Origin of the sequence: Saccharopolyspora erythraea, from assembly GCF_018141105.1 — a bacterium.
In the GTDB taxonomy this organism is placed as follows: domain Bacteria; phylum Actinomycetota; class Actinomycetes; order Mycobacteriales; family Pseudonocardiaceae; genus Saccharopolyspora_D; species Saccharopolyspora_D erythraea_A.
In genome coordinates this window covers 2133874-2153912 of the sequence record NZ_CP054839.1, presented here as the reverse complement: position 1 = coordinate 2153912, position 20039 = coordinate 2133874, and the positions used below count along the sequence as shown (strand labels likewise).

The following is a 20039-nucleotide window of genomic DNA, read 5'->3' as shown; positions in this document are numbered from 1 at the left end:
AACGACCACCGCGGCGCGTCCGCGGTAGAGATCCCAGCAACCGAGGAAGGAACGACAACCGTGTCGAACGAGGAAATCACTACTGGTCTGGCCGCCATCGTCGAAGAGGTCGCCGGTGTCGACGCGGACGACGTGACCGTCGACAAGTCCTTCGTGGACGACCTGGACATCGACTCGCTGTCGATGGTCGAGATCGCCGTGCAGGCCGAGGACAAGTTCGGCGTCAAGATCCCCGACGACGAACTGGCCAACCTCAAGACCGTCGGGGATGCGGTGAACTACATCTCCTCGAACGCATGACGACCGATGTCGTGATCACCGGGATGGGCGCGACGACACCGCTTGGCGGTGACGTCGCGTCCACCTGGGACGGTGTGATCAACGGACGCAGCGGCGTGCGCAGGCTGGAGGCGGACTGGATCGACCGCTTCGAGCTGCCCGCCAAGATCGGCGCGCCGCTGGCGGTGGAGCCGTCCGAGGTCCTGCCGCGGGTGCAGCTGCGGCGGATGGACCGCTGCGAGCAGATCGCGGTCATCGCGGCCCGCGAGGCGTGGGCGGACGCGGGCTACGAGCTGCCCACCGAGGACTCGGAGTCGGTCGACCCCGACCGGCTCGGCATCGCCATCGGCACCGGCATCGGCGGGCCGGTGACGCTGCTGCAGCAGGACGACCTCCTGGAGGAGCACGGCCTGCGCAAGGTCTCGCCGCTGACCGTGCCGATGCTGATGCCCAACGGCCCCGCCGCCTACGTCAGCCTCGACCTGCGGGCCCGCGCCGGTGTGCACTCCCCCGCCTCGGCGTGCGCCTCCGGCGCCGAGGGCCTGGCCAAGGGCTGGGAGATGATCCGCTCCGGGCAGGCCGACGTGGTGGTGGCCGGTGGCGCCGAGGCGTGCATCCACCCGATCACGATCGCCGGTTTCGCCCAGGCCAGGACGCTGAGCACGCGCAACGACGACCCCGAGGCGGCCTCGCGGCCCTTCGACGTCGACCGCGACGGCTTCGTCATGGGCGAGGGCGCCGGTGTGATGGTGCTGGAGAGCGCCGAGCACGCCAGGGCCCGCGGTGCGCGCGTCTACGGGCGCCTGGCAGGCATCGGCATCACCTCCGACGCCTACCACATCACCGGAAGCCACCCGGACGGCATCGGGCAGACCACCGCCATCCAGAAGGCGCTGCGCAGCGGTGAGCTGTCGGCGTCGGACATCGGCCACGTCAACGCGCACGCCACCTCCACGGTGGTCGGCGATCTCGGCGAGGCCAACTCGGTACGCAAGGCGCTGGGTCCGGACGCGGTGCTGACCGCGCCCAAGGGGGCGCTCGGCCACCTGGTCGGCGGTGCCGGCGCGGTGGAGAGCATCGTGACGGTGCTGTCGCTGCGCGACGGCGTCATCCCGGCGACCCGCAACCTCGAGAGCGTCGACCCCAAGATCGAGCTCGACGTCGTCGCCGACAAGCCGCGGCACGTCGAGCAGACCGCGGCGGTCAACGACGCCTTCGGCTTCGGCGGGCACAACGTCGCGCTCGCCTTCGCGCGGAGCTGACCGGCTCCAGGCGTTTCCGGCGAACGGGCCACTCCCTCGGGGGTGGCCCGTTCGTCGTGAGCGGAACTCCCTGGCTCCACCAAGATCAACTTGGTAGGAATGGTGGCGGCCGATGATCGTTGACTGGGAGCGGTGCACACGTGATCGAACGCCTGGTGCGGATCCAGGGCTTCCGCGGCTTCCAGGGCTCGCGGCCTGATCCGGCGTTATCGGCGTTCGCCGAGGTGAACCTCGCGTGCCGCAGCAGCGGCAAGTCCACGCCTGCGCGGCAAGGGCCCACCGGCACCGCACGGGCAACCGGGCTGCAAGGTCGCGCCCAGGCCGGAGGCGCTCACGGTGCTGTCATCGGTGTTCGAACCGATCCGGCAGCCCGACCCGCAGCGCTACACCGCGATGTGCGACTCGCTCGGGCTCGACGCGCCGACGTCGGCCGCCCGATGCACCTCTCAGCAGGGCCGGTACTGCGCGCTGCCCGGCAACCGGGCGGTGTCCAGCCGCAGCCCGCGCGACTCCGGCACCAGCGGGTATACCACGGTCCACTTGAGACAGTCCGAGCGCGCGTCCGGCGGCGCGTCGTCGGGGTCCTGGTTGCTGGTGAAAGTGAGCATCACGCGCAACGACTCGTCGGGACCCGGCTCGATGCGGTGCACCCGGACGTCGCCGTCGTCGGTGGTGGCGTACTCCCGCTCCCACCGCAGCTTCGGCTTCTCCTGCTGCCGGGCGGGGACCACGGTGGCCTTCCACGCCTCGTACTGCTTGAAGTTGATGGCATTGAAGTGGGTTTCGAGCAGCCAGCGGACCGTGGCCTGGTCGGGGTGTGCCGCCGCGTCCGCGCTGAACGCCACCGACACCGGACCGGTACGTTTGGTCGGCGCAGGCTGCCCGGCCGGACCGGCCGCCGGGGCCGAGCCGCCGCCGCTGCCGTAGACGGCGCGAGCCGCCCACCCCGCGGCACCAGCGAGCAGCACGACGGCGACAGCGACCGGGACACCCCACCTCAGCCACGAACGGCCGGGATCGAACGAAGACGACACCCGTCGAGCTTCCCACAGCACCCGCACGCGGTTGTGAGCTTCGGGGCGATTTCGGCGAATACCGCCTCGCCCCGCTGCTCAGCCGGCCCCCGTGGCTCAGCCGACCCGCACTGGTCAACCGACCCCGACCGGTCAGCCGACGCGGTGCAGCCAGGTCACCGGTGCGCCGTCGCCGGCTCGCCGGAACGGTTCCAACGCGTCGTCCCACGCCGCGCCGAGGAGCTGTTCCACGCGGTGGCTGAACGACTCGTGCCCCCTGCTGTTGGCCGCGAGCGTGCGCAACTGGTCCTCGCTGACCATGATGTCGCCGTTCGCGCCGGTGCAGGCGCGCCACAGGCCGAGTCCCGGCACGTGGCAGAACCGCTGGCCGTCGATACCCGGGCTGGGGTCCTCGGTCACCTCGAACCGCAGCATCGGCCACGCGCGCAGCGCGGTGACCAGGGTGGAGCCGGTCCCCGGCTCACCCGACCAGTTGCATTCCGCGCGCAACTGACCGGGCGCTGCCGGCTGCGCTGTCCAGCGGAGTTCCGTCCGGACTCCCAGCGCGCCGGAAATGGCCCACTCGACGTGCGGACATACCGCGGACGGCGACGAGTGGACGTAGACAACACCGTTTGTCAGACCGCATGTTGGGCCACGGGCGCTCACTGCTGACCTCCGCTGTTCGACGAGGGACGTCTTCCCCTACGACCTCGTCGGTGACGAAGCGATCACCAGCTCGCGGCGTCATTCTGCACGGCGGGTGTTGAGGTCCGCCACAAGAGCGCAACGAATCGACGGGCTCTCGCCACGTGGGAATCCGAACCGGGCCGGACATGCCGCCGCGACGCCCGGATGTCGATATCCGCTGATCCCGGCCTTGCCGGACCGGCGTCGAGGTCCCACGAATGCAGCAGCGGGACGCTGACGAACGAGTGGCGGATAACACTCGAAAGGACGAACGGAGCAACAGTGGGGCGCCGCTCGCGCATCCCCGCTACCGTTCTCTTGCCCGGAGGAGCCCGGATCGGCGGGCGCTCCGCGACGGGTGCGGGCGGAGGAGGTCGTAATGCGGTTGGTGCGGCTCGGTCCCGAGCTGACCGAGGTCGGCGCCGACATCCGGGCGGCGCTGGCCGCCTGGGGCGAGGGTACCGGGGTTTCCGGTGGTGTGGCGGTGTTCGGCTGCCGACCGCCGGGCAGCCCGCGAAAGCTGGACGCGGTGGTCGTCCTGCCGCGCGGCGTCATCGTCGTGGTGGGCGTGGACCTGCCCGATCCCGTGCTGAAGCTCGAGGCTCCGATACAGACGCCGTGGTCGGTCGACGGCTGGCCGATGGTGCGCACCGAGGGCGCGGTGAACCCGGCGCTGGAGGCGCTGGAGTCGGCCTCGGCGCTGGCGCGCAGCCTGCAGACCCGCGGCGCCGAACCGCTGCCGGTGACCACGATCGTCGCGGTCGGGCCCTACGTCGAGCAGGTCACGCAGCCGACCAGCGACCTGCACCGCGGTCTCCGGGTCCTGCACCCGACGACCACCTCGATGCTCGCGGCGGCCCGCGAGCTGGCGACCTACGAACGCGACTGCTCGGTGGAGAAGGCGCGGCAGCTGCTGGCGGTCCTCGGCGAGGAGCCGGGCGCGCTCGGGGTCGCCGAGCTGGCGGCGGAAGGCTTTTCCGACGACGTCGCACCGGATCTGGCCGTCATCGACACCATGCTGATCCCGAAGGTCGGCGGTGAGCCGGCACCGGCTCCCGCGCCGAAGCCTCCGGCCGCCGCCCGCGCGATCGTTCCGCGCCACAAGCTGATCGCACTGGCAGCGGGCGTCGTGGTCGTCCTTGGCGTGGTCCTGGCACTGCTGCTCGGCGGCGGCTCCGACGGGCCGGACGCCCAGCAGGAGGAGGCAGCGTCCCAGCGCGTCGACGGGGTCTCCTTCACCGAGCGGGCGGTGCGGCGGGAGACCGACTGCGGCCGCGCCTCTTACGGCGATGTGCAGGCGTGGTTGCAGACCCGGCCGTGCACCGCGCTGACCCGTCTCGTCTTCGACGCCGAGGTCTCGCAGCGCGGCGCGGCGGTCGCCGTGGCGATCGTCGAGCTGCCGGACGAGGGCGGCGCGACCGAGCTGCGGAACCTGCTCAACACCGCGGGAACCGGTGGGGTGACCGACCTGGTCGCCGCCGGGCAGCGGTGGCCAGGCGCGCCGGACGGCTTCGACAGCGCGGCGCAGGCGGTCGAGCAGACCGGCAAGCAGGTGCGGATCGTGCAGGCCGTCTGGTCCCGCGGGTACAGCGATCCCGACGACGTGGCGTTGCGCTCGCTCGCCGAACGCGGGCTCCGGCTGCGTGCCTAGGACGTGGTTCAGAGGCCGACCGGCGGGCCGTCCTGCCGCGCGGACTCGCCGGTTGCGCACTGGCAGCCGGGCTCGACGGGTGCCGTCTCACCGGGTACCACCGACCAGCCCCCTCGTCCGCCGACCCCGCTCTCCGGCGGCAGCAGCCGGGGCGCCCGCGTCAGGTAGTTGCTGCCTATCCGGCTGAGCACGGCCAGCGGCGCGAACAGCGGCACGACGACGGTCAGCGACGCCGCCGTGACGCCCGCCCGCAGCACGTCGCCGGGCAGCAGCTTGGAGTACCGGTCGACGAAGCGGCCGCCGGTCAGCGCCGCCAGCCAGAGCGCGGCCACGAGCGCGACCATCGCGGTGACGGCGGTCAGGACGGCCGGCCGGTAGCCGGTGCCCTCGGCGGCGAGCATGACCAAGACCCAGCCGAGCAGCGCGGTGGCCTGCCCGCGCTCGCCGGTGGCCGCCCAGAGCAGCCCGCCTGCCACCGCGAGCCACGGTCCCGCCTGCGCCCATGCGGCGCCGAGCCTGCCGGTCCAGGCCGAACCGTCGAGGCCCAGCAACGCGGCGAGCCAGTCGAGCACTCCGAGCGCCGTCGGCGCGTGACCGGTGAACTGACCGCCGATCCACAGCAGCGTCCAGACCGACACCGCGAACGCCGCGGCTGCCTGCCACCTCGGGCGGTCGAGCGCGGTTCGCAACAGCCGGACGAGCTCCTGTCGATGCGAGTCCACATCTCACCTCGGTCCTGGTCGCCTGTTGCGATGATGCGGTTCAGCAGGAGGGCCGGACCGGCATTGCGCGGATCAGGGGCGTGTCCGTACGTGTGACATCCGGTCCGCGGGTACGGGTGGCGCGTCCGGCGCGCGGTTCAGCCCCAGAAGGTCGCAGGCACGACCGCGCACTGCCCGGCGGGCGCGCACGCGGGTGGCAGCGCGCGCACGTCGGACCCGTCGACCAGCCACTGCCGCTGGCCCGCGACCGAGATCAGGAACCGACCGAGCCGGTCCACAGACAACTGCACGTCTTCGCCGTCGAAAGGACCAGTGTCGAACGGGGCCCCGGCCCCGATCTGCTCCCCGCTCCGGCTGTCCAGGGTGGTCACGCGTGCCCGCCCGCTGCCGCAGTCGGTGGGCCGCAGCGCCGCCAGCTCCTGACCGGACCAGGCGATCGCGAGCGGACCGCAGGCCCCCGCCGCCGCTATGCCCGGCTGCTCGGTCAGCGAGACCGCGTCCGGCGCGACGATGCGGATGAGGCCCGCCTGCGAGCCCTCCCGCGTGGTCAGCACCGCGAGCCTGCCGTCCGAGGCCAGGGCCAGGTCGAGCACCCGCTCCCCACGGGGGAGGGGCAGCCGCCGCTCGGCGCCACCGCGCACGACCACGGCCGGACCGTCGAGGTAGGCCACGTGCCCGCCGCCCGCGGCCAGCACGGGAGAGTGCAAGAGGGCTTCGGTGACCACCCGCTGACCGCCGTCGGCGGAGATCTCGACGATCCGCCGGTGCGGGCCGGTGGCCACGATGGCGTAGATGCGCTCCCGGTCGGTGGCCAGCGCCTCGGCTGGTTCCCCGTCGATGGTGGCGACCTCGCGCACCTGGCGTCCGGAGACCACGTCGAAGGCCGCGATCACGCCCCGCCCCGGCACCGCGAGGTAGCTGTTGGGCTGCACGCTCGCGGGCTCGGTCCGGTTGCTCGGCAGCGACAGCAGGGCCACCAGGAACACCGCCGTCGCCGCGACCGCCGCACCGGCGGCCAGGAACAGCGGGCGCCGCGGTGAGCGCCTGCGGCGTGCCGCCGCGAGCAGCTTCGGCAGCGCGTCGCCGCGGGGCTCGACGTCGTCGACGAGCCGGTGCAGCTGCGCCCGCAGCAGTGCCTCTTCGCGCGTGTCGTCTGGAGGTGTCACACCCGCTCCCGAAGCAGTTCCGAAAGCCGCGCGACGCCGCGCGAGCAGTACGACTTCACCGCGCCCTGGCTGCACCCCATCAGCTCCGCGGTACGCGCCTCGCTGAGGTCGGCGTAGTAGCGCAGCACCACCGCCTCGCGCTGCCTGCGCGGCAGGCGGGTCAGCGCGGCCGCCAGCACCGCGCGGTCCACGCCCCTGCCGGTGTCGTCGGGGTGCGAGTCGCTGGTGGCAAGCCTCGGCTGGTACTTCTTGGCCACCATCCGGCGGCGCAGGATCGACCGGGCCCGGTTGAGCACCGCCTGGCGCAGGAACGCCAGCGCCTTGTCCGGGTCCCGAAGCCGGCTGCGGGAGTCGAAGACCCGCACGAAGGCGTCCTGGACGATGTCCTCGGCCGAGGCGCGGTCGTCGACCAGCAGCACCGCGATGCGCAGCAGCTGCCGGTAGTTCTCCTGGTATAGCTCGGTCAGCCTGGCCGTCAGATCATCCATCGCGGCCAGCCCGCCGTCCGTCCAGGCGGTCGCGGGCAATGCGATCGAAACCGTCACATCCCTGCACGACGCCCGAGACCCCCTCCGCGGTTGTGGCCGGATCGGATTTTCGTCGCCGCCGCTGCGGCGGGTGGCCACGGCGGCGAAGCTTACCGCCGCCGTCGACCAAGATCGTCGGGTACGGCGGAATCCGGACACGCCGGGGGCCATCGACCGCTGCTTACATCCTGGTTACTTCGCCGCCGCGCTCTGGACACAACGGGGCATCCCGGAAGATCCTCGGAAACTGCCGCGCTCACACGCACGGCCCCACGCGAGAACGGAGACCGCAGACGGTGGCGAGCACGACGACAACGCCGAGCGGCACCTCGGCGCCCAAACGGAATATGAGTCCCAAGCAGGTTGCGATCTGGGCGCTCGTGGCGATCGTCGGTGCGATCGCCTGGGGCATCATCGCCCTCGTCCGGGGTGAGGAGATCTCGGCGGCCTGGCTGGTGTTCGCCGCGCTGGCCTCCTACGCGATCGGCTACCGCTTCTACGCGCGGTTCATCTCCTACCGCGTGCTGCGGGTGGACGACACCCGGGCCACGCCGGCCGAGCGCATGAACAACGGCATCGACTTCCACCCGACCGACCGCCGGGTGCTCTTCGGCCACCACTTCGCCGCCATCGCGGGAGCCGGCCCGCTGGTCGGTCCGGTGCTGGCGGCCCAGATGGGCTACCTGCCGGGCACGGTCTGGATCATCCTCGGCGTCATCTTCGCCGGCGCGGTGCAGGACATGGTGGTGCTGTTCTTCTCCACCCGCCGCAACGGCCGCAGCCTCGGCCAGATGGCGCGGGAGGAGATCGGCCCGGTCGGCGGCATCGCGGCCCTGATCGCGGTCCTGGCCATCATGATCATCCTGCTGGCGGTGCTGGCGCTGGTGGTCGTGGGCGCGCTGAAGGGCTCGCCGTGGGGCACCTTCTCCATCGGCATGACGATCCCGATCGCGCTGTTCATGGGCTTCTACCTGCGCTACCTGCGGCCCGGGCGGATCGTCGAGACCTCGGTCATCGGCGTGGCCCTGCTGCTGCTGAGCATCGTCGGCGGCGGCTGGGTGGCCGAGTCCGGCCTGGCCGAGGCGTTCACCCTGACCGGCAACCAGCTCACCTTCGCGCTGATCATCTACGGCTTCGTCGCCTCGGTGCTGCCGGTGTGGATGCTGCTGGCCCCGCGCGACTACCTCAGCACCTTCATGAAGGTCGGCGTCGTGGTGATGCTGGCGGCGTCGATCCTCATCGCCTGGCCGATGATGAAGACCGAGGCGGTCACCGACTTCGCGCTCAACGCCCAGGGCCCGGTGTTCTCCGGCGCGCTGTTCCCGTTCGTGTTCATCACGATCGCCTGCGGTGCGCTCTCCGGCTTCCACGCGCTGGTCTCCTCCGGGACCACGCCCAAGATGCTGGAGAAGGAGTCGCAGGTCCGGGTCATCGGCTACGGCGGGATGCTCACCGAGTCGTTCGTGGCGATCATGGCGCTGGCCGCGGCCTGCATCATCGACCCGGGTATCTACTTCGCGATGAACATGCCGGCGACCACGCTCGGCGACACCCTGCAGTCGGCCTCGCAGGCGGTGGCCGGGATCGGCTTCCAGGTCACCCCCGAGCAGCTCGCGGCGGCGGCAGCGGCCGTGGGCGAGGAGAGCCTGGTGGGCCGCACCGGCGGCGCCCCCACCCTGGCCTTCGGCCTGTCGGAGGTGTTCTCGCAGGTCATGGGCGGGGACGCGATGAAGGCGTTCTGGTACCACTTCGCGGTCATGTTCGAGGCGCTGTTCATCCTGACCACGGTCGACGCCGGTACCCGGGTCGGGCGGTTCATGCTCCAGGACACCGTCGGCAACGTCTGGAAGCGCTTCGGCGACGTGAGCTGGAAGCCCGGCATCTGGATCTCCAGCGCGCTGATCGTCGGCGGTTGGGGCTACTTCCTGTGGGCAGGCGTCAACGACCCGCTGGGCGGCATCAACCAGCTCTTCCCGCTGTTCGGCATCGCCAACCAGCTGCTGGCGGCGGTCGCACTGGCGGTGGCCACCACGATCCTGATCAAGTCCGGGCGGGCCAAGTACGCGTGGGTCACCATCGTGCCGCTGGCGTGGGACGCGATCGTGACGCTGACGGCGAGCTGGCAGAAGGTCTTCTCCGACGACCCCAAGATCGGCTTCTTCGCGCAGCGGGCGTCCTACCAGGCCGCCATCGACGCGGGCCAGACCAGCAAGGGATCGGCCGACACGGTCGAGGAGATGCACAAGGTGGTGCTCAACTCGACGGTGGACGGCGTGCTCAGCATCCTGTTCGCGGTGCTGATCATCATCGTGCTGGTCGACGCCGTGCGGGTGTGGATCAAGGCGCTGCGGGCGACCGAGCCGATGGCCAGCACCGAGGCGCCCCACGTCGAGTCGAAGCTGTGGGCGCCCTCCGGGCTCATCCCGACCAGTGAGGAGCGCCGCATCCAGCGCGAGCTGGCGGAGCAGAAGACCGGGGCGGGCACATGACCGAAGCCGCGATCCTGACCAGGCTGCACCGGTCCTTCCGGGCGGCGTGGCAGATCGTGCGCGGGGTGGTCGGCGAGACCGCCTACGAGCGCTACGTCGAGCACCAGCGGGCCCACCACCCGGGTGAGCCCGTGCTGGCGGAGCGGGAGTTCTGGCGCCGCCACGTCGACCGCGGAGACACCAACCCCGGCTCCCGCTGCTGCTGAGCCGGACCGGACCGAGAAGCGCACCAGGCGGATCGCCTGGTGCGCTTCTCGCTTTTCAGAGCTCGCCCAGCAGCCGCGCCCGCTCGTCGTCCTCGACGAACGAGGCCCGGAACGAGTTCGCCGCCAGCTCGCGCAGGACGTCGTCGCCGAAGCCCAGCTCCCGCCTGAGGGCCTGGAAGTTGTCGTCGACGTAGCCGCCGAAGTAGGCGGGGTCGTCGGAGTTGATCGTCACCAGCACACCGGCGTCCACCAGCTCCGGCAGGCGGTGCTCGGCCAGCGACGGCACGCAGCGCAGCCGGACGTTGGACAGCGGGCACACCGTCAGCGGCGTGCGGTCCCTGGCCAGGCGGGCGAGCAGCGCGGGGTCCTCGAGCGCGCGGATGCCGTGGTCGACCCGCTCGACGCCGAGCACGTCGAGCGCCTGCCAGATGTAGTCCGGCGGGCCCTCCTCCCCCGCGTGCGCGACCAGGTGCAGGCCCGCCTGGCGGGCGCGCGCGAACACCGGCTCGAAGGCGTCCGGCGGATGACCGACCTCGGCGGAGTCCAGGCCGACGCCGTGCAGGCGGGCGGTGTGCGGCTCCAGCGCCTCCCAGGTCTCCATCGCCTCCCGCGGACCGCGGTCACGCAGGAAGCAGGCGATCAGGCGGGTGCTGATCCCGAACCGCTCGCGCGCGGTGGACAGCGACGCCTCCAGGCCGTCGAGCACCACCTCCAGCGGCACTCCCCTGGACACGTGCGCCTGCGGGTCGAAGAAGATCTCGGCGTGCCGGACGCCCTGCTCGCGGGCCCTGGCGAGGTAGGCGTCGGCGAGCTCGGTGAAGTCGCGCTCGGTCCGCAGCACGTCCATCGCCAGGTAGTAGAGGTCGAGAAACGACTGGAGGTCGTCGAAGACGTAGCGCCGGCGCAGCTCCTCGACGTCGGCGAACGGCAGCTGCACCCCGTTGCGGCGAGCGCAGGCGAAGACCAGCTCGGGTTCCAGCGTCCCCTCGATGTGGAGATGGAGTTCGGCCTTGGGCAACGGCGTCGTCGCACCGCCCGCGCCAGGTTGCACAGTTCCTCCCGGATCGGCGAGCCCGTGCCGCGCCACGTCGGCGGCACCTGGGCGAAGGGCTCAGGATATGCGGCCGGGTCCGGGCCGAGCGCGGGATCACCGCCCGCACGTGATCGCGGTTACCAGCCTCGGCTTCGCGGCCGGCTCCGGGCTGCTAGTACAGGATGGAGGGGAGGTAGGCGCCGCAGGGTTCGTTGTAGAGGCCGACCGTCATCAGCGTCGTCACCATCCGGATGCGCATGCCGTGGCCGAGGCACCAGCCGAGGAGCTGGTCGTTGCGGCCGGGCACCAGCAGTCCGGGACCGGAGAACTCGTCCACGGTGGCTATGAGCGCCTTCACACCCTCGTTCGTCGCGGCGACGGAGTGACCGTAGAAGCCCACGCCCGTCGTGTAGCCCGTGATCCGCCCGTCGTGTTCGACCACTCTGACGACGCCATGCGCCAGCGCGTCGCGCAGCTCGCCCGCCCGGTCGTGGCCGTGCACGGCGCGGCAGACCCGGTTGCACTCGAAGAGGTCCTGGCTCGTCGCGCGGCGCACGAAGTAGCCGAGGGGTGCGCCGCCGGGCGGCTCGCCGCGCAGGTTGAGCACGAGTTCGCGGATCTGGAAACCGAGCTTGGCGTACAGGCTCAGCGAGCGGTTGTGGTAGGCCGCCTGCAGGAGCCGCACACCGGGGAAGCCGCGCTGCTCGGCACGCCGCATCACGTCGACCATCAGCGCCCTGCCGACACCCGCGTCCTGCACGTTCGATGCCACGGTCACCGGCCCCACGCCCGCGACGGCCGAACGCTCGTCCAGGAAGTTGCTCCCGACGACCTGCCCGTCCAGCTCTGCCACCACCGAGTAGATGCCGGGGTGCGCCAGCAGCGCCGCGACCGAGGCGACAGCGACCTCCGGCGACGGGAAGTCCGGGGGAAACCCGTGCTGGTAGGCCAGCGCGGCGAAGGCCTGGTAGCAGACCCGGCCGCACACCTCGGCGTCGTCGGGAGCACCCGGCCGCAGCACGGCGTTGGTCGTGTGGGCGGGTAGCTCGTGCTCTGGCGGCAGGAACGTCGACATTGCCACCTCCCGCCCCCGGCCGGTGCCCCCGGCACAAGGCCGGGGCTGTGCCGGAGGCATGCCGCACCAAGACCTACGGCAGCCCGGCGCCGCCCCGGCAGAGGCTTTCGGCCCGCGGGGCACGCGCCGCGGGGGCCTGCGGTGGCCCGGAAACCCTTCGGCGAGTCGGCACCCATTGGCGCCGATCGGTCCATCGAGGAATGCGCCGAACGCGGATCTTCCGCCGCACAGAGCGAAGATCGCCGACAACGATGATCGACCCGCACGCCCGCACACGCCGCGGGCTCGCTACGATCGCCGCGACGGCGCGTGTCGCGCCGACCACCCGGGGCAGTAGCTCAGCAGGTCAGAGCAGCGGACTCATAATCCGTCAGGTCGTGGGTTCAAATCCCACCTGCCCCACCACCATCCCTGTTCACAGGGCCACACCCGTGGGCTGGCTTGATCAACTCCATGCGTTTCCCACGGGTTGTTCGTCGAACCACCCAACCTCACCCAGCGCTTCAGCCCCTCTGGTCCCGACCTTGCGACGTCCCACGTAGCTCGCGAGACGTCCTTGTCGCGGCACCATGCTGTCCACCCTGCCGCCGAGCCCTACAGCAACGTCATCGCCTCCCGCGCCGCCGAGCCGATCAGCGGCGCCTTCTTCCTGGCCGGGCGCGGCGGGAGCGCGACGTCGTTCTGGATCTCTGACACGGGCCAACGAGGCGCTGCCGACCGCCGCGACCCAGGCCGATCCACCGCATGAGCCCGAAACCGAGCGGTTCGCCGAGCAACCGCGGCTGTGCCAGTGCCGGAGTCCGCTGTGGGACAGGCGCTTTCCTTCCTCCACCGGCTCGTATCCGGCAGGCCCCGGATCTTTCCCCGGCCCGACACCCGGATGTTTCGCGGACTTTCCCCGGTATTCGCCGGACCGCGAATCCTGAGGGATTCCGCGGCCATTGCGAAAAAATGGTGAATCATCAATTACACCGCGGAGCCTGGGTTGCGAATCCCCGGCTCCGCCCGGCCGCGCCCTCGACGCGAAAAGGCCGGCGCACCCGTGCGGTGCGCCGGCCTGCTGCGTGTTGGGGCGGCCCTCAGAGCAGCGAGAACGCTCCCGTGAGCTGCCCCAGGATCACGATCGTCGCGGCGAGCGCGCCGAGCGCCGCGACGGTCATCACCGACAGGATGAGCAGATACACGAGCGCTTTCACCGGCTTGGGCAGCCTGGTGACCGCCGAGAAATCCGGCAGCGTGAGGTGTGATTCCTTGCCGATCCCTGGTGCGGACATTCCTACTTCCCCCGTCCTGTTGTGTCCCCGTTCGGATCTCCGGCCACTCCTAGGACGGAGGTAACCGGAGATCCGTTGTGCCAAACCGCGTCACGACTTGATCTCGCCTGCGCCGCGCCCCGCACTGCCCGGCGATCTTCACCGCCGAAGTCTTTCTGACCTGCACAGATACCCGCAAAACAAAAGTGGGGCCGCCAACGTCCAAGCACCACTCGGATCGGAGTCCGAGCTGAGATCGTTACCAGAACCTGACCGTGTCGACACTTAATCGCCCGAACAGGTGAAGGAGGGATTTCGATCTTCGAGGAGCGACATCGGATCACCGATGACTCTCCGCGCTCAAGCGCCTCCGACTGGAGTCGAACCAGCAGCCCTTCGGCCAGCTGGCCCCGCCGACACAATAGCAGAACCGATCATGCCTCCGCCGCGGACCTGCCTGCCGCGCAACGAAGTCCGGAGGTCACGCCCAGCGGCCGGCTCACCGCTCCTGCACGGCGGACGACAGCGGCGCGACCGGCCACCGGCCGGTCGCCGCGCGCCACGCGAAGAACGCGCCGGCGACGAGCCAGATGAACCCGAGAGTCCCGTCCTCCAGATTGCCCTGCGGACCGCCGCGGTGCGCCAGCAGCGAGACGAGGGCAGCGATGATCGTGCTGACGAAGTACCCGGCGCCCGCGAGGCCGATCCCCGCGCCGATCCGCCCCATCAGCGGCGCATGGAAGGCTCCCGCCACGTACAGCGCGAGAGCGAACATGCCCGTGATCGTTCCCCACCCGCCGAACTCGGTCAGCTCCGGCACGTACTCGCTGGCACCGAAGTACACGACGACCATGACCACGAGCGCCGCTCCACCGATGATCGTGAGCGCCGACAGCACCCCCAGCACCACCCGGCTGACCGCCACCGACATCGCACTCTCCCGCACCTTCGGGTGATCCGGACGTCTCAAAGTATCGGGATCGGAGATCCCTGCACATGGTTTTCGTTCGTTCGGAGGCGTCCGCCGACACCCGATGCGGCGAGACGCGAGTACGAGTGCCACAGTCCGCAAAAAGGAAAACCCCAGGTCATCTGACCTGGGGTGAAAGCTCCTCCGACTGGACTCGAACCAGTAACCCTTCGGTTAACAGCCGAATGCTCTGCCAATTGAGCTACGGAGGAATGTTGTACAGCTTTCGCGCCGCTTGGCGCTTCGTCAGCCCTCGTCGCGCTGACAGGAACTACTCTAGCCCATGCGCTCAAGCACTTTCACGCACCCCCCACCTATACCGTGACCTGCGTGTCACGGCACGTGGGCGACGCAGAAGATCCGCCGGAACGGAAACCACGTCGTGCCGTCGGGACGCTGCGGGTAGGCCGCGCGCAGCCGGGGCGCCAGCTCGCCGCGGAAGCGTTCCCACCCGCGGTCGTCCAGGGCGGCCCGGACCGGCCGCAGCGAGCTGCCGCTGAGCCATTCCAGCACCGGATCCTCCCCGCTGAGCGCGTGCACGTAGGTGGTCTCCCAGGCGTCGACGCCCACGCCGAGGTCGGCGAACACGTCGGCGTAGCCGATGGGCCGCAGCACGCTGCGCGGGGTCAGCAGGAGCCCGGACAGCCGGTCCCGCCACTGCGGCTCGGCGATCAGCGCGTGGCTCAGCGCGTAGGAGGGTGACTCGAAGTTGCCCGGCACCTGGAATGCGAACCAGGCGCCCACGGGCAGCTCGGTCATCCACCGCCGCAGCAGGTCGACGTGCTCGGGCACCCAGTGCAGGACCGCGTTGCACAGCACGACGTCGGTGTCCGGACGCGGCCGCCAGTCACGGACGTCCTCGACGCGGGCGTCGACACCCCGCGAGCGGGCCGCGTCCACCATCTCCGGCGACGAGTCCAGGGCCTCCACGGCCGCCTCCGGCCAGCGCCCGGTCAGCATCGGCGTGAGGTTGCCCGGGCCGCAGCCCAGGTCGACCACGCGCCGGGCGGTCCGGGCGCCGACCGCGGCCAGCAGGTCACCGGCGGGCCGGTTGCGCTGCTCGCCGAACGCCAGGTACTGCCGCTGATCCCACACTCACGCCTCCCGGACCGGGCAGCGACTCGTCAGTCGCGGCCTTTCCTGGCCTCTTCGATGCGCCGGGCGACCTCGGCCGCGACCTCGGCGACCGCCGTCTCGTCGGCGTCACCGTCGGCCCGCACCTGCAGCACGATCCCGTCCCGGCCCGGCACCTTGCGCTGCACGAACCACGCACCGCCACCGGCCAGGTCGCGATGCTGGCTTGACTTGATCGACGACGTGACGCGGGCGTGCACGACGTCGGGCAACCGGCCGGGCGAGGTCAGCGCGAGGCGCCTGCGCGGCAGGTCGCGCAGCAGCACGGCACCACCGGCCCCACCGGCCTCCTCGGCCTCGATGAGCCCCAGTTCACCGTCGTTCCAGGTGGCCTTGCTGAGCAGGTGCCAGCCGATCCGGCGGGTGCCCTCGCCCTCGGGCACCCACAGCCCGAGGTGCGTCGCGACCACCGGTCCGTCCTGGCTGCCCGCGACGGCGAGCACGTGCTCGTCGGCGTCGAGGCGACCTGCGAACCCCTCGGGCAACGCGGCCGTGCCGCTGAGCCTGGCCATGAACCGGCTGAGCCAGGAGCTCACAGCGCCCCCAGCGCGTGCGCCTGGTCCAGCAGCGACTTGCGGTAGCCCTCCAGGGCCACCAGGTCGCCGAACAGCGCGTTGTACTCGTCGGGGTCCTCCAGCGGCGACATCCGCTGGACCTTGGACTTGATGTCGGCGATCTGCCTGCTGACCAGGCACTCCTGCAACCGGGCGATCACGCCGCTGACGTAGCGGGGATCCTCCTCGGACTTGGTGTCGGGCGTCTCCACGGCCAGCTCGGTGAGCAGGCTGCGGGTCACCGAGCTCTCGCAGTGCCTGCCGACCGCGTCCACCAGCGCGACGCCGGCCAGGCCGCTGGAGGTGCCCCCAGCGGCGAGCACGGCGCGGTGCAGCTCTGCGTAGGCGGACTCGGTGAAAGCCTCCTCCGGCAGCGAGTCGTACAGCGGCCCGGCCAGCGCGGGCACCTGCAACGCGGCCTTGAGCGTCTCCCGCTCCAGCCAGCGCGGGTCGTGCCGGGGCGGCCGCTTCGGCAGGTCGACCTCGATGCCCAGCGGTTCCTGCCCGCGCGGCGCGCGCCTGCGGGGCTTGGCCGGGGCCGCCCCCGCCGCCTCCCGGACCCGGCGCACCACCTGGTTCTCGTCGGTCCAGCCCGCCCACCAGGCGAGCTTGGCGGCGAAGCCGTCGCGGCGTTCGACGTCCTTGATGCGGGCCACCAGCGGCACCGTCTCCTGCAGGGCCGCGACCCGGCCGTCGACGGAGTCCAGGTCGAAGCCCTTGAGCTTGCTGCGGATGGCGAACTCGAACAGCTCCCGGCGGCGGGCGACCACGTCCTTGACCGCGGTGTCGCCCCTCGCCTCGCGCAGCTCGCACGGGTCCATGCCGTCCGGGGTGATGGCGATGTAGGTGTGGGTGGTGAACTGCTGGTCGCCCTCGAACGCCTTCAGCGCCGCCTTCTGCCCGGCCTCGTCGCCGTCGAAGGTGAAGATGACCTCGCCGCTGAAGCGGTCGTTGTCCATCATCAGCCTGCGCAGCACCGAGATGTGCTCGTCGCCGAAGGCCGTGCCGCAGGAGGCGATCGCGGTCGGCACGCCTGCCAGGTGCATCGCCATCACGTCGGTGTAGCCCTCGACCACGACGGCCTGGCGGCGCTTGGCGATCTCCCGTTTGGCCAGGTCGATGCCGAACAGCACCTGGGACTTGTTGAAGAGCGGGGTGGCCGAGGTGTTGACGTACTTGGCCTCGATCGGGTCGTCGTCGAAGATCCGCCGGGCGCCGAAGCCGACCACGTCGCCGCCGAGGTCCTTCAGCGGCCACAGCAGCCGCCGGTGGAACCGGTCGATCGGGCCGCGCCTGCCCTCCTTGGCCAGCCCGCTCTTGTACAGCTCGTCTAGCTCGAAACCCTTGCCCAGCAGCAACTTCGTCAGCTTGTCCCAGCCGCCGGGGGCGAACCCGCAGCCGAAGCGGGTGGCCGCGGCCTCGTCGAACCCGCGCGTCGCCAGGTACTCGCGGGCGGGCTGCGCCTCGGGCGAGCGGAGCTGCTCGGCGTAGAACTCCGCGGCGATGCGGTGCGCCTCGACCATCCGGGTCCGGGTGCCGCGATCGCGCTTGGACGGCGCGGCGCCGCCCTCGTACTGCAGCTGGATGCCCACCCGGTCGGCCAGCCGCTCGACGGCCTCGACGAAGCCGAGGTGCTCGCTCTTCATCAGGAAGGCGATGACGTCGCCGCCCTCACCGCAGCCGAAGCAGTGGAACGTGCCGTGGCCCGGGCGCACGTTGAACGACGGGGTCTTCTCGTCGTGGAACGGGCACAGGCCCTTCAGCGCGCCCCCACCGGCGTTGCGCAACGCGACGTACTCGCCGACGACATCGTCGATCCGGTTGCGTTCGCGTACCTCGGCGATGTCGCTTTCCCGGATCCTGCCAGCCACGTCGTTCAGTCTAGGGGCTCCCGATCGAGCGCCGAGCGCGGGCGGGCGGTGCCCGCGGTGGTGTCCCGGGCCGCACATCGGCCCCGAATCCGGCCGGTTGCGGCAGAATCGGCCGCGTGCTCAGCGACGACACCGCCCTCGCGACCGAGTTCGACCGGCACCGCGGCCGGTTGGTCGGGATCGCCTACCGGCTCACCGGCCGGGTGGACGACGCCGAGGACGCCGTGCAGGAGGCGTGGTTGCGGCTGGCCGCGGAGCGCTCGCAGATCCGCGAGCTGGGCGCCTGGCTGACGACGGTGGTGAGCCGGATCTGCCTGGACCGCCTGCGGTCGGCGGCGGTGCGCCGCGAGCAGTACGTCGGGCCGTGGCTGCCCGAGCCGGTGGTCACCGAGCTCGACTCGCACGACCCGCAGAACATCGTCGTGACCAGGGACGACATCCGGATGGCGGCGTTGCGCGTGCTGCACGAGCTGTCTCCGGAGCAGCGGCTGGCGTTCGTGCTGCACGACGGATTCGACGTCCCGTTCACCGAGATCGCCGAGATCGCCGGGTGCGCGGTGGCCACCGCCCGCCAGCACGCGTCGCGGGCGCGGCGGGCGCTGGCCGCGGCCGAGCCTGCGCCCCGCGTGCCCTTGCCCGAGCAGCGGCGGGTGCTCGACAACCTCCTCGCCGCGCTCTCCTCGGGCGACATCACCGAGATCACCCGCGCGCTGCACCCGCAGGCTGCCCTGTTCGGGGACAGCGACGGCAGGGCCAGCACGGCCCGCAGGCCGATCCTCGGCCAGGAGAAGATCGCGCGTTTCCTCGCCGGGTTGCTCGCGAAGTACGGCGAGACCCTGTACTCGGGCATGCGCCCGGTGCTGGTCAACGGCGACCTGGGCCTGGTGTTCCCGGCCCTGCCCGAGCGGCAGGGCCGGGTCGTCACCTTCGCCTGCCGCGACGGCCTGATCAGCGAGGTGTTCGACATCGTCAACCCGGACAAGCTCGTCCGCGCTCCGGTCCGAGCCCCGGGACTTCAGGCCGGGTCGACCACGCGGGCCAGGAAGTAGACCGCGCCGGTCTTGCGGTGGCGCACCAGGAACAGGAACGGCCGGTCGACCTCTACGCGGAGCGGCTCCTCCTCGCGCACGATCGCGGTGAGCCGCATCATCGCCGCCGTGGCGGCGGCACCTTCCAGCCCGTTCTCGTCGACGCGCAGCACCGACCGGTGCACGACGGTCGAGACGCGCAGCGTGCGGTCGGTCAGCGGCGAGAAGTCCGCTCCCGGCGTGAACACCGTGCGCACGCCCAGCGCGCCGAGCGGCCGTTGCAGCTCCGCCGCACCGCGCACGTCGAACTTCGGCAGCAGCAGCTCCACCCGCTGCTGCTCGGCCGACGACAGCAGGGACTCCAGCGTGGCGGCGTCGAGCCCGGCCTCGGCCTGGTCCAGCCCCTCGTCGGGCAGCAGCACGACGCCGTCGACACCGCCCGCCGCCGGGATCGTCACGGCCTGCCAGCCGCCTGCGGCGGCGTAGCCGAAGCGCCGGGTGACGTGCATCGTCGGCACGTCCCGGTCGCCCTGCGGCGCGTGGAACACTCGCGGCGCGGTCGCCTTGTCGTCGAACGCCTCCTGCCACGACGTCCGCAGGTAGAGGGCGTTGACCAGCGCGGCGACGGTCTCCGGGTCGACGCTGCCCTCTGGGAGCAGCTCCGGGATCAGGCCCCGGGTGGTCTCCTCGACGTCGGAGTTGATCAGCTGCCGCGCGGCCTCCGGCCGCTCCCTGAACGGCGCGGTGCGCACGTCGCTGCCCGGCCAGCCCTTCAGCTCGCGCAGGAACGACTCGTGGACCAGCAGGTCGTCGTAGGCCCAGAGGGTGTTGGCCACCGCGAGCACCGGCTCCTCACCGGAGCGCCCGGTACCGCCGAGCTCGGCCGAGCCGGCGAGCAGGTCGAGCAGGCCACCGAGGTCGTCGGGGCCGATCCGCAACGCCGCCGCGAGCTCGTCCCTGGTGCTGCCGCCGACGGCGGCGGTCACCAGGCCGAGCGCGCTGGCCACCGAGTACGGGGACCAGCAGAACGGCTGCTCCGGTGGCGGAGCGAGGTGCTTGTGCAGGCTGAGGCTGAAGTCGAGGTGCTCGCTCATGGCCGCGCTGGACTCCAATCGG

General features: G+C 71.4%; 19 protein-coding genes and 2 tRNA genes. 7 read left to right on the top strand and 14 right to left on the bottom strand.

Going from position 1 to position 20039, the window contains the following annotated elements:
- The first annotated feature begins 60 nt into the window (after positions 1-60).
- Positions 61-300 carry an acyl carrier protein gene (locus HUO13_RS09985; protein WP_009947996.1) on the top strand — a complete coding sequence of 80 codons (240 nt, stop codon included), beginning with the start codon at positions 61-63 and terminating at the stop codon, positions 298-300.
- The gene (locus tag HUO13_RS09980; RefSeq protein WP_211901138.1) at positions 297-1541 is read left to right on the top strand and encodes a beta-ketoacyl-[acyl-carrier-protein] synthase family protein; all 1245 of its coding nucleotides are present in this window, start codon (positions 297-299) and stop codon (positions 1539-1541) included. The genes HUO13_RS09985 and HUO13_RS09980 overlap by 4 nt, the downstream gene beginning before the upstream one ends.
- Positions 1542-1987: 446 nt before the next feature.
- On the opposite strand, the gene HUO13_RS09975 is transcribed toward HUO13_RS09980, so the two are convergent.
- Together HUO13_RS09975 and HUO13_RS09970 are read right to left on the bottom strand one after the other, a co-directional pair.
- On the bottom strand, positions 1988-2575 hold the full coding sequence (locus HUO13_RS09975; RefSeq protein ID WP_249124595.1) for a hypothetical protein: 588 nt from the start codon (positions 2573-2575) through the stop codon (positions 1988-1990).
- A 132-nt stretch (positions 2576-2707) separates the two neighbouring features.
- The gene (locus tag HUO13_RS09970) at positions 2708-3196 is read right to left on the bottom strand and encodes a DUF3145 domain-containing protein (protein ID WP_029621779.1); all 489 of its coding nucleotides are present in this window, start codon (positions 3194-3196) and stop codon (positions 2708-2710) included.
- 427 nt (positions 3197-3623) lie between these two features.
- On the opposite strand from HUO13_RS09970, the gene HUO13_RS09965 reads away from it, so the two are divergent.
- On the top strand, positions 3624-4895 hold the full coding sequence (locus tag HUO13_RS09965; protein WP_211901137.1) for a hypothetical protein: 1272 nt from the start codon (positions 3624-3626) through the stop codon (positions 4893-4895).
- Between the two features lie 8 nt (positions 4896-4903).
- On the opposite strand, the gene HUO13_RS09960 is transcribed toward HUO13_RS09965, so the two are convergent.
- The 3 genes from HUO13_RS09960 to HUO13_RS09950 all read right to left on the bottom strand — a co-directional run bounded on the left by HUO13_RS09960 (position 4904) and on the right by HUO13_RS09950 (position 7328).
- Positions 4904-5617, bottom strand: coding sequence for a hypothetical protein (locus HUO13_RS09960; protein ID WP_211901136.1), 714 nt, complete (start codon positions 5615-5617; stop codon positions 4904-4906).
- Between the two features lie 137 nt (positions 5618-5754).
- Complete coding sequence (locus HUO13_RS09955) at positions 5755-6783, bottom strand: hypothetical protein (protein ID WP_211901135.1); 1029 nt, start codon at positions 6781-6783, stop codon at positions 5755-5757.
- Positions 6780-7328 carry a SigE family RNA polymerase sigma factor gene (locus tag HUO13_RS09950; RefSeq protein ID WP_211901134.1) on the bottom strand — a complete coding sequence of 183 codons (549 nt, stop codon included), beginning with the start codon at positions 7326-7328 and terminating at the stop codon, positions 6780-6782. The genes HUO13_RS09955 and HUO13_RS09950 overlap by 4 nt, the downstream gene beginning before the upstream one ends.
- A gap of 329 nt (positions 7329-7657) precedes the next feature.
- On the opposite strand from HUO13_RS09950, the gene HUO13_RS09945 reads away from it, so the two are divergent.
- Positions 7658-9799: a carbon starvation CstA family protein gene (locus HUO13_RS09945; protein ID WP_211901133.1), complete on the top strand. Its 2142-nt coding sequence runs from the start codon at positions 7658-7660 to the stop codon at positions 9797-9799.
- On the top strand, positions 9796-10005 hold the full coding sequence (locus HUO13_RS09940; RefSeq protein WP_211901132.1) for a YbdD/YjiX family protein: 210 nt from the start codon (positions 9796-9798) through the stop codon (positions 10003-10005). The genes HUO13_RS09945 and HUO13_RS09940 overlap by 4 nt, the downstream gene beginning before the upstream one ends.
- Positions 10006-10060: 55 nt before the next feature.
- Here HUO13_RS09940 and HUO13_RS09935 read toward each other — a convergent pair whose 3' ends face one another.
- Positions 10061-11023: an adenosine deaminase gene (locus HUO13_RS09935; RefSeq protein WP_211902783.1), complete on the bottom strand. Its 963-nt coding sequence runs from the start codon at positions 11021-11023 to the stop codon at positions 10061-10063.
- A 187-nt stretch (positions 11024-11210) separates the two neighbouring features.
- Positions 11211-12113, bottom strand: a complete 903-nt coding sequence (locus HUO13_RS09930; RefSeq protein ID WP_211901131.1) for a GNAT family N-acetyltransferase — start codon at positions 12111-12113, stop codon at positions 11211-11213.
- 327 nt (positions 12114-12440) lie between these two features.
- On the opposite strand from HUO13_RS09930, the gene HUO13_RS09925 reads away from it, so the two are divergent.
- Positions 12441-12518, top strand: a tRNA-Ile gene (locus tag HUO13_RS09925).
- A 674-nt stretch (positions 12519-13192) separates the two neighbouring features.
- On the opposite strand, the gene HUO13_RS09920 is transcribed toward HUO13_RS09925, so the two are convergent.
- The 6 genes from HUO13_RS09920 to dnaG form a co-directional block, all read right to left on the bottom strand.
- Complete coding sequence (locus HUO13_RS09920) at positions 13193-13387, bottom strand: hypothetical protein (RefSeq protein WP_211901130.1); 195 nt, start codon at positions 13385-13387, stop codon at positions 13193-13195.
- A 478-nt stretch (positions 13388-13865) separates the two neighbouring features.
- Positions 13866-14297 (bottom strand): hypothetical protein, encoded by a 432-nt coding sequence (locus HUO13_RS09915; protein WP_211901129.1) that lies wholly within the window; start codon positions 14295-14297, stop codon positions 13866-13868.
- 178 nt (positions 14298-14475) lie between these two features.
- Positions 14476-14548: transfer RNA gene (locus HUO13_RS09910), tRNA-Asn, on the bottom strand.
- Between the two features lie 121 nt (positions 14549-14669).
- Positions 14670-15431, bottom strand: coding sequence for a trans-aconitate 2-methyltransferase (locus HUO13_RS09905; RefSeq protein WP_211901128.1), 762 nt, complete (start codon positions 15429-15431; stop codon positions 14670-14672).
- A 29-nt stretch (positions 15432-15460) separates the two neighbouring features.
- Positions 15461-16006 (bottom strand): hypothetical protein, encoded by a 546-nt coding sequence (locus HUO13_RS09900; protein WP_249124592.1) that lies wholly within the window; start codon positions 16004-16006, stop codon positions 15461-15463.
- Positions 16003-17895 carry a DNA primase gene (dnaG, locus tag HUO13_RS09895; protein ID WP_211901127.1) on the bottom strand — a complete coding sequence of 631 codons (1893 nt, stop codon included), beginning with the start codon at positions 17893-17895 and terminating at the stop codon, positions 16003-16005. Before dnaG ends, HUO13_RS09900 begins: the two co-directional genes overlap by 4 nt.
- Positions 17896-18011: 116 nt before the next feature.
- Here dnaG and HUO13_RS09890 point away from each other — a divergent pair, with 116 nt between their 5' ends.
- On the top strand, positions 18012-18944 hold the full coding sequence (locus HUO13_RS09890) for a sigma-70 family RNA polymerase sigma factor (RefSeq protein WP_211901126.1): 933 nt from the start codon (positions 18012-18014) through the stop codon (positions 18942-18944).
- On the opposite strand, the gene HUO13_RS09885 is transcribed toward HUO13_RS09890, so the two are convergent.
- The gene (locus tag HUO13_RS09885; RefSeq protein WP_211901125.1) at positions 18911-20017 is read right to left on the bottom strand and encodes a serpin family protein; all 1107 of its coding nucleotides are present in this window, start codon (positions 20015-20017) and stop codon (positions 18911-18913) included. The genes HUO13_RS09890 and HUO13_RS09885 overlap by 34 nt on opposite strands.
- Between the last annotated feature and the right edge of the window lie 22 nt (positions 20018-20039).

Excerpts from the sequence above, each read along its gene's own strand:
- HUO13_RS09980 (WP_211901138.1), top strand. The coding sequence starts at position 297 with ATGACGACCGATGTCGTGATCACCGGGATGGGCGCGACGACACCGCTT.
- HUO13_RS09965 (WP_211901137.1), top strand. The coding sequence starts at position 3,624 with ATGCGGTTGGTGCGGCTCGGTCCCGAGCTGACCGAGGTCGGCGCCGAC.
- HUO13_RS09945 (WP_211901133.1), top strand. The coding sequence starts at position 7,658 with ATGAGTCCCAAGCAGGTTGCGATCTGGGCGCTCGTGGCGATCGTCGGT.
- HUO13_RS09940 (WP_211901132.1), top strand. The coding sequence starts at position 9,796 with ATGACCGAAGCCGCGATCCTGACCAGGCTGCACCGGTCCTTCCGGGCG.
- HUO13_RS09930 (WP_211901131.1), bottom strand. The coding sequence starts at position 12,113 with ATGTCGACGTTCCTGCCGCCAGAGCACGAGCTACCCGCCCACACGACC.
- HUO13_RS09920 (WP_211901130.1), bottom strand. The coding sequence starts at position 13,387 with ATGTCCGCACCAGGGATCGGCAAGGAATCACACCTCACGCTGCCGGAT.
- HUO13_RS09915 (WP_211901129.1), bottom strand. The coding sequence starts at position 14,297 with ATGTCGGTGGCGGTCAGCCGGGTGGTGCTGGGGGTGCTGTCGGCGCTC.
- HUO13_RS09885 (WP_211901125.1), bottom strand. The coding sequence starts at position 20,017 with ATGAGCGAGCACCTCGACTTCAGCCTCAGCCTGCACAAGCACCTCGCT.